Below are 6,570 nucleotides of genomic sequence, written 5' to 3'. Positions count from 1 at the left end.
GAGTTGCCTACGTGTCACGGCCACAGTCCTACTGGGTTCTGCCCTCAGAAGAGGGCAGAACCCCAAGATTGATCACAACCTCACACAGGACCTAGGGCGGGATTCCATCACCGCCTTCACCGCCCGAGCCCTCACTCGAACCCGTTGACTTCACGCGCCACGCCGCGATCCCCACATGAAGGTCCTGGCAAGGCGCATTCCGCGGCCCTACAGGTCCAGACTGGCCGTAGGTCCGCCCGCCACCCCGGAAGGAGAACGCCATGCGTGGCACCGGAACGATCTACAAGCGGTGGCTGCCGGGACCTCCAGACCGGCCGGCAACTCGGAAGCCTGTGTCCGGACCTTCATCGTCGCGGCCACGGCTCCTGGTATCTCGCGATGCCAAGGCAAGCAGCCGTCGACGATTGCCGGTCACGGCTGCGTCGAGGCGGCTACCGCACACGGGCTGACGCCGAACTGGCACTCAGGCGACTGCAAGACCACGATCGCATCCGCGAGGGCGGGCTCCTCGCAACCGGGCAATGGCTGCAGCGCTGGTACGTCATCGTCGAGCCGCACCTGCGACCATCGACCGCCCGCGGCTACCGACAGCACTTGGAGCAGTACCTCGTGCCACTGCTCGGCCGCGAGCTGCTGTGCGAGCTGACCAACGACACCGTCCAGCAGGCTTTCAGCACCATCGTTCGTCGGCATCAGGGCACGGGCCGACGGGTCAGCGCCGGCACGCTGCACCGTGTCCAGGCGACACTGCGTGCCGCCCTGAACCTCGCGGTGCGCAGCGGCCTGCTGACCACCAACCCTGCCCGCCATCTCGATCTGCCACGGGCACCTCGGCCACACCCGGTGGTCTGGACGGACAACCGGGTCGCGGAGTGGAGGCGGACGGGCGAGCGCCCGCCTGTTGCCGTGTGGACGCCCGTGCAGACCGCCACGTTCCTCGCGTTCGCGAGTGACCACCGGCTGTACGCCCTGTACCACCTGTACGCCCTGCGCGGTCTTCGCCGCGGGGAAGGCGCAGGGCTCCGCTGGTCGGACTTCGACGCCTCGGGCCGCACACTCACGGTCACCCGGCAACTACAGCAGCGGGAACTGACTGGAATGAGTCCGATTTCATATTCACCGATGCCTACGGACGTCCGCTGCGCCCGGACTACATCGGCCATGTCTTCCAGAACATGGTGCGCAGAAGTGGTCTGCCGCCAGTCCGGCTCCACGACCTGCGTCACGGTGCGGCAAGTCTCGCCTTGACCGGCGGATCCGATCTCAAGGTCGTCCAAGCTCAGTTGGGGCACTTTACGATCATGACGACCGCCGACACGTACACGTCGGTGCTTCCCGAGACGGCCCATCTCAGCGCCGAGGCAACGGCCCGTGTGGTCATCGATGCGGCCCGAAAGCTCTCCCGGGGCATCCGATATCAGCCCACACCTCGCAGGCGGCGCGTAACGGCCCGCCCGAGAGTCTCGTCGGACTTAGGAATACGTAGCTCAGCGTGACTCTTTGACTGTCCGTCACCCGACTTGGACACCCCACACGCGCCCCACGCGCGACCCATCGACGACAGACAGACCTTCCAGCCATTCCCGCACAGACAGCAGAAAGGCCAGGTCATAGAGGGTGGCGGACCGAAAATCGGGCCCCGAACGAAATCGGCAGGCCTACGGATTAAAAGTCCGCCAGCTCTTGAGTTGAAGTAGTACCCCTAGTTACATCCGCGTCCACGTTCGTCCACGTTTCCGCAGGTCACACAGTGTTGCGGCTCATCTGCCGTCCACACCAGTCTACTCTGGTCCGCCCTCGGATCGGGCGGTTCCGTCCCCGCTTCATCCCCGCTCTATCCCCGCACCGTCCCCGCGGTGGCCACCTGGCGGAGCGGACGAACCACGCCCACTGGCGGTGCCCAGGGCCGATGCCGGACCGGAAACTCGACGGCTTCGGATCTTCCAACACGAGGGGCGAGGATTTCATCCCCCTCGGCGAGCCAGGAACCAAGCTACCTGATCTCGCCCCCCGCCGGGCCACCTTCTGGGTACGCAACACTCCCATGCGCACCCCCCGCCTACTTCTCCTCGACCGCACGGCGGTACCCCCACCGTGGAGCTGGTCTCCGATGGCATGGATCACGTCGTCGCCCCACCGCGACGGCAGCATGCCGAGATCGGCGCCGGGCAGACCGAGGTACGCCGCAGCGCGGCCGTAGGGCAGTACGCCCAGCTCCTCCAGGCCGAGCAGGTACTTGAGGAGGCGGTGGCGGCCCGCTCCGAGGACGCTCTCTTCGTCCCCGGCGCGGTTCACGCCGGCCTTCAGGAGCAGGTGCTTCCACCGGCCGGTGACCTGGTCTGCCCGGCGAGCTGAGGTCCTCGGTGCGGTGGTTCGGGGATCATTCACCTCATGGGAGGCTTCGGCTCATCGGAGGGGCCGCCGCGGTGCGCTGTCATGAGGTCGACGCACAGCGGGTCGCTGCACCGCGCGTGTCCGCGCCCCACGGTGCCCCACTCGTCGGTCTCGATGGTGATGCGGACGTCCCCGGTGCCGTTGAGGCTGCAATGTGCTCCGCGGATCAGTTCATCGAGCACCGTCTGACGCAGAACTCCCAGGCCGTGGTCGGCAACCCGCTCTGCGCTCCACGCGGTGCGGACGATGTGGTTGACCTCGCGCTCGTTGGGCACGGACGCCTCCTTGCTGAACTGCCGGTATGGCGCTGAAGGAACCTCTCGTACGCTACTAAAGTCGTGCCCGTTGGGTCGCCACGGCAATGGCTGGACAAGAGATCTTGGCAGATGGCTTCTCGGTGGTGAACCGTGCGCTGTTCCCGACCCGTTCTGTCATGTGCCGGACTGCCGTCTGGTCGGGCCGGATCGGCCGACTACCGTTCGCCGCCCCGATCTGGGCAAGGGATCTCAGCCAGGAAAGGAATTCCATGCGTAAAATCGGTTTTCGGGCGGTTGCCTTGCTGCTCTCGCTGTTGTCGTTCCTCTGCGCCACTCCGGCGCAGGCCGACACCGGTAGGCAGGTCTACACCGTGATCAACTGGAATGTGGACTCTCTCCTCAACGGCGACGCCATCGACGCCGCGAACAAGTACGCAGGTCTGATCAATCAGATTCGCGCTGTGATAGGCCACCCCTACGCCGACGGCAGCGCCTGGACCCTCGGGGTCACCGAGACCACACAGAATCACCTGCTCGAAATCAGAATGGTAGGCAACAACGCCGCCTACGCCTCACTCTTTGTCCGTACCAATGACGGCTACGTCATGGGGTTCTGGACGCCGAGCCCGGATTCGGGCTCGGTCGCCGGGGTTCTCGGCTTCAGCGACATGTGGCAGCAGCTCCAGTGGATGGAGACCGCGGCCGGCCGCGGCGTATCCAATGTGAACAACCTTGGGTTCGGCTCCAGCTACATGGCACTCGGCAGCAACATGAGGGGTCTCCTCGGCATGGGGCCTGCGAGCATTGGCAACTCGATCCGCGCCGTGCAGCGGTACAACCCCCATATGACGGCCACCCAGCAGACGGGTTTCCGCGGCAGCCTCATCATCCTGATCCAGGCGACCATGGAGGCGGCACGGTTCCAGTACATCTTCAACCAGGTTCTGAGGAACATCAGGACCAACAACAACGACTTCTTGGACCCCTTTTCCCTGCAGCTGGAAAACTCGTGGACTCAAATGTCCAGTTGGGTCCACGCCGGATGGAACAACTCGACCAACCTGGCCACTTTCCGACTCGACAACACCGACTACCGCAATCCGCATGAGTTGCTGGACCGGATCGGATTCTTGATGTCGGCGGGCTCGGTCTGACCGTTACGGCTGCCCCGCCCGTCACCGCGATGAACAGCCGCACCGCGATGAACAGCCGCACCGCGACGCAACCGTCGCGGTGCGGCCACTCTCGTCAGGACATGGTCCGCGATCGGGACCTGGCGAAGGCCAGCTTCGGCAGCACCGGCCAGTCCGCGCGGAGCCAGTACACTCGGATTTGGCCGCCAAATGCGGAAGTCCTTGCCCCTCAGCCACCGCGCCGATAGGAAACCCCGCAGTTCAGCGGAGGCCAACTGGCCACGAGCCGACCGCTCCAGTTCAACCCCGATTCCGGGGAATAGCACATCTTCGATCGAATTGAGGACCACCTACAGGTTCTCCCGCAGGGAAACAATCCTGCTTGCATGCCGCTGACCTGGGATTTCATGGAACTGCGGCCGGAGTCAAATTTAGACCGTGTCCTACGTGGTGAGGCGGACGAGACGTTTGTAGCAGCACAGGACGGCCGCGAGGCGGAGAAATGCCAGGTAGTTGCCGGGATCGCGTTCGTAGCGGGGGCTGAGTCGGCGGTAGCCGGTCAGCCACGACATCGTCCGCTCGATGACCCACCTTCGGCGCCCGAGACGCTCGCTGGACTCGATGCCTTTACGGGCGATGCGGACGCCGATGCGCTTGCCGCGCAGCCATTTCCGCAGGTGGGGCACGTCGAAGGCCTTGTCTGCGTGGAGGCGTCCGGGCTTGCGCCAGCGGTCCGGGTTCTGGGCCCGTCGCGCAAGGTGGGCCTCCACGACGGGCTTCAGGGCTTTGCTGTCGTGGGTGTTGGCCGCGGTGACGTCGACGACCAGGGGCAGTCCGCCAGCGTCCGACAGGATGTGCATCTTGGAACCCGGCTTGCCCCGGTCCACGGGGCTCGGACCTGTGAGTTCGCCCCTTTTTTGGCCCGTACGTGGGCGGAGTCGAGGACCACACGGGAGACGTCCAGCAGGCCGGCGTCGTCGAGGCGGTGCAGGACCTCGTCGTGCAGCCGACCCCACACCCCGGCCCGCGACCAGATCAGGAACCGGCGGTGGACGGTGGACTTGGAGACCCCGAAACAGGGCGGCAGCGCACGCCATGCGCACCCGCTGACCAGCACGTAGACGATCGCCGCGAACAGCGTCTCATCAGGCGTGTTCTGCGTCCCACCACCCTGCGGCCGCACCCGGTCAGGCGGAATCAGCGGCTTCGCGATCTCCCACAACCCATCCGAAACAATCCAACTCCACGTACCCCGCCCCATGCCACAACCAACGAACCATCACCACGTAGGACACGGTCTAAGTTTCTCCGCCTTGGCGGGCCTGTAGGGGGCTTCTACGGGCCCGCCAGGGTGTCAGGAGTCCGTGGGCCCGGCCAGGGCCAGAGTGGGGGGTAGAACGAGCGCCTGAAGGCCCTGGTTCCACATCAGGGAGTGGTGGCCCTGCTCCTGGAAGTGGCGGGCCCGGTGGCCGGGGTGGGCCCACAGGTGGCGGACCGCTCGGACGACGGGTCCCTTGTTGAGCCGCCACCACGTCTGGGCGGGCTGAGCCGCCCAGACGTGGTCATTGGGGGTGGCGTGCAGGGAGGTGCCGTCGGGGCCGACGATGTTCGTCACCTGGACGGTGATGACGCGCGGCCGTGTGTCGAGGCTGAGCAGGAGCGCGGTCGCCTGCGGGAAGGCTCGGCGGATGCGGGAGGCGAGGGCGGCGGCCACGTCCGGGGCTGGCAGGCTGAGCAGGCGGTGGTGGCCAGCCAGCTCGATCAGGGGAAGGTGCGCCCCGAGAAGCACGGTGGGCACCAGGCGTTCCGCCTTCTTCAGCCAGGTCGGTTCGGAGGACAGCGCGGGGGCGCGGCGCCAGAGCAGCAGTCGGGTCGGGTTCCAGTGGTCGCGGGGGTTCGCCCACAGGGCGTGAATGCGGTCGCAGGCGAGGGTGGTCCTGAGCTCGATGGCGGCGGTCTCGGGGGCACGGGTGCGGACGTGGGCGGCGAGGAGTTCGAGGGCGGTGGCGGCGAGAGCTGCCTCGGCTTCGGCCTCGCGGAGCTGCGCGTCCTGGAAGGCGCGGGTCGGGTCTGCGCGCCGGTAGGGGGCGGGCCCGGTTGGCGCGAGGATCGGTCGGTGGTTCGGCATGGTGGTCCTGGGTGAGGTTGTGGCGGGGCCGGGCCGGTGCGCGGCCCGGCCGGGGTCAGTTGGTCGCGTGCAGCATGCGGTTGGCGAGGGTTTCTATCCGTTCGGTGAGTGCGATTGCGGCGCGGATCTGCGTAGGTGTGCGGGGGTTGTCGTCCGAGTTGGGCTGGACGAAGCGTTCGGCGAGGCGGGTGATCTCGTGCATCGCCATGGGGTCGTGGGCCGGGATCGTCAGGTTCCAGCTGGAGGAGTCGATGCGGTGCGAGGTGCCGGCGCGGTAGGCGAGCAACAGCCGGTCTGTGGGTTCATCGCCGGTGAAGTCGTGGGGTAGCAGTTCGTTCTCGGTCAGCCAGTTGCAGAAAGGGCCGGGCAGGACGAGGGTCCAGCGGGTCGTGGCGGGGGCGTGGTGGGCGGCCTGCTCGGCGTAGGCGTAGGCGTAGCCGAGGTGGTGGTTGGCCATCCGGGTTCCGAGGGTTTGGAGTGCCCAGTCGAAGCCGCAGGCGGCGTGCTGGTGGTAGCGGCGGGCGGTGGCGCCGAGTTTGGTGTCGGCGGCGGCTTTGCGGTGGCGGTCTCGGGCGGCGGTGAGGGCTTCGGGGGTGGCGGGTTTCGGGGGTGGCGGTGTGGTCATGGCGGCCTTCGGTCGAGCAGGGCGGCCCTGCGA

General features: G+C 66.8%; 8 protein-coding genes. 4 read left to right on the top strand and 4 right to left on the bottom strand.

Features of this window, described 5'->3' with window-relative positions; translation table 11 throughout:
* Nucleotides 1-264 precede the first annotated feature (264 nt).
* From ACZ7RU_RS33235 to ACZ7RU_RS33225, 3 genes are all read left to right on the top strand, one after another.
* The gene (locus tag ACZ7RU_RS33235; protein ID WP_470344695.1) at nucleotides 265-1,248 is read left to right on the top strand and encodes a tyrosine-type recombinase/integrase; all 984 of its coding nucleotides are present in this window, start codon (nucleotides 265-267) and stop codon (nucleotides 1,246-1,248) included.
* The gene (locus tag ACZ7RU_RS33230; protein WP_470344705.1) at nucleotides 1,140-1,496 is read left to right on the top strand and encodes a tyrosine-type recombinase/integrase; all 357 of its coding nucleotides are present in this window, start codon (nucleotides 1,140-1,142) and stop codon (nucleotides 1,494-1,496) included. Before ACZ7RU_RS33235 ends, ACZ7RU_RS33230 begins: the two co-directional genes overlap by 109 nt.
* Before the next feature lie 619 nt (nucleotides 1,497-2,115).
* Nucleotides 2,116-2,355 (top strand): hypothetical protein, encoded by a 240-nt coding sequence (locus ACZ7RU_RS33225; protein WP_470344694.1) that lies wholly within the window; start codon nucleotides 2,116-2,118, stop codon nucleotides 2,353-2,355.
* Between the two features lie 29 nt (nucleotides 2,356-2,384).
* On the opposite strand, the gene ACZ7RU_RS33220 is transcribed toward ACZ7RU_RS33225, so the two are convergent.
* Entirely contained in the window at nucleotides 2,385-2,669 is a 285-nt protein-coding gene (locus tag ACZ7RU_RS33220) for a hypothetical protein (RefSeq protein ID WP_470344693.1), read from the bottom strand.
* Between the two features lie 104 nt (nucleotides 2,670-2,773).
* Here ACZ7RU_RS33220 and ACZ7RU_RS33215 point away from each other — a divergent pair, with 104 nt between their 5' ends.
* Nucleotides 2,774-3,805 carry a ribosome-inactivating family protein gene (locus ACZ7RU_RS33215; protein ID WP_470344692.1) on the top strand — a complete coding sequence of 344 codons (1,032 nt, stop codon included), beginning with the start codon at nucleotides 2,774-2,776 and terminating at the stop codon, nucleotides 3,803-3,805.
* Nucleotides 3,806-4,227: 422 nt separating this feature from the next.
* On the opposite strand, the gene ACZ7RU_RS33210 is transcribed toward ACZ7RU_RS33215, so the two are convergent.
* The 3 genes from ACZ7RU_RS33210 to ACZ7RU_RS33200 form a co-directional block, all read right to left on the bottom strand.
* Nucleotides 4,228-5,045 (bottom strand): IS5 family transposase gene (locus ACZ7RU_RS33210; RefSeq protein WP_470344691.1). Its coding sequence is split into 2 segments (ribosomal slippage): nucleotides 4,228-4,697 and nucleotides 4,697-5,045, totalling 819 coding nucleotides; the frame shifts between segments, so codons are not numbered across the junction.
* A gap of 93 nt (nucleotides 5,046-5,138) precedes the next feature.
* Entirely contained in the window at nucleotides 5,139-5,912 is a 774-nt protein-coding gene (locus ACZ7RU_RS33205; protein ID WP_470344690.1) for a hypothetical protein, read from the bottom strand.
* A 55-nt stretch (nucleotides 5,913-5,967) separates the two neighbouring features.
* Nucleotides 5,968-6,537, bottom strand: a complete 570-nt coding sequence (locus tag ACZ7RU_RS33200) for a hypothetical protein (RefSeq protein ID WP_470344689.1) — start codon at nucleotides 6,535-6,537, stop codon at nucleotides 5,968-5,970.
* Nucleotides 6,538-6,570: the final 33 nt, after the last annotated feature.

The organism is Kitasatospora sp. NPDC114501, assembly GCF_055633695.1.
The sequence above is the reverse complement of the archived record's forward strand: the minus strand, read 5'-3'. Positions and strand labels throughout refer to the sequence as shown.

Bases quoted from the DNA above. Each gene is read 5' to 3' on its own strand.
- ACZ7RU_RS33225 (WP_470344694.1), top strand. From the start codon at position 2,116: ATGGATCACGTCGTCGCCCCACCGCGACGGCAGCATGCCGAGATCGGC.
- ACZ7RU_RS33205 (WP_470344690.1), bottom strand. From the start codon at position 5,912: ATGCCGAACCACCGACCGATCCTCGCGCCAACCGGGCCCGCCCCCTAC.
- ACZ7RU_RS33200 (WP_470344689.1), bottom strand. From the start codon at position 6,537: ATGACCACACCGCCACCCCCGAAACCCGCCACCCCCGAAGCCCTCACC.